The organism is Oleiphilus sp. HI0125, from assembly GCF_001635355.1.
The window spans coordinates 1-1,284 of the sequence record NZ_LWGF01000897.1; the positions used below are offsets into that span (position 1 = coordinate 1).

Sequence of the window (1,284 nt, forward strand, 5' to 3'; positions counted from 1 at the left end):
CATTTGGCGATCATTTCTATCGCATGGGGCGTTTCGGGATTAACAACTTAGCGAAATTCTCATTTGATGATGCCGAGAACCCAATTTGGGAATACTCTGTGGCTAAGGATGATAGCGATAATCCAAACCCATATACGGTGGTGTTTGTATCTGAAACACAGGCTTATGTTTTACCTTTTGGTACTGATGAGATTATTGAGATTAATCCAAGCGTTACTGATAGTAATCAACAAAGTGATTTTATCGTAGATCGCTTAGACTATTCGAAATATAGCTTTGGAAATGGAATCGGAGCATCGGATGGTTTTGTGAAAGATGGATTGCTGTACGTTCTATTAAATGGCCAAGATTCATCTTTTGTTCCGCAGACCTCTCGAATTCTTGTGATTGATCCGTCGACAAATCTTGAAGTCGACGTGAATGGTTCAGGTGAAGCGTACGACTTAACCGTCAAGAATGCCCAAGATATGGATGTAGTGGGTGGTTATATATATGTCGCTGGGGTAGGTCGTTATGCTTCATTAGATCGATCTCGCCCTGCTGAACTTACAGGTGGTATTGAGAAAGTTGATATCCGTGGCATGACTTACTTGAGTACCTTATTAGTTGACGATAATGATGCAAGCGTAAATGCACAAATTGCGGGAGTTGAAGTGTCATCATCTGATAACAAAGCATATTTAATTCGTTATAACGCTTTCCAGGATAACGACCTTATTCAGTTTAACCCAACATCTGGAGCTGTAAGTGCTTCGCCGAACGATGGATTTTCAGGTTTAGACATTAAAACAATCGAGATTGATTCAAGTAACCAACTTTGGGTTGCACTTGGCGATACAGTTGATCCTCGTATAGAAGTGATTAGCATAGCGGATGATTCATCGGTGGCGACCATCAACACTATTCGTAATCCTGTTAGAATTGAATTCGCCGATACAACTAACTAAAACACGAATTTTATGTCCACATTAATGATACAAGGCACGACCTCGGATGCAGGTAAAAGCACTCTCGTCGCCGCCTTGTGTCGTTGCCTGTATCACCGAGGAATTTCGGTGGTACCGTTCAAACCTCAGAACATGGCGCTGAACAGCGCTGTGACCGCCGATGGTGGAGAGATAGGTCGTGCGCAAGCCCTACAAGCGCAGGCCTGTCATCTTGAACCTCATACCGATATGAATCCGATCTTGCTGAAGCCCAATACAGATATTGGTGCACAAGTCATTGTGCACGGTAAGGCTAAAGGTGATATGGATGCAGTCAGCTATCACCGTTACAAAACCC

1 protein-coding gene and 1 pseudogene are annotated in these 1,284 nt (G+C 43.1%); both read left to right on the plus strand.

Annotated features, from left to right (window positions below):
- Nucleotides 1–947 (plus strand): hypothetical protein (locus A3762_RS27685; RefSeq protein WP_197469292.1); only part of this gene is annotated, 947 nt, incomplete at its 5' end.
- A 12-nt stretch (nucleotides 948–959) separates the two neighbouring features.
- A pseudogene (locus A3762_RS26005) lies at nucleotides 960–1,284 on the plus strand (cobyric acid synthase CobQ); the annotation flags it as partial.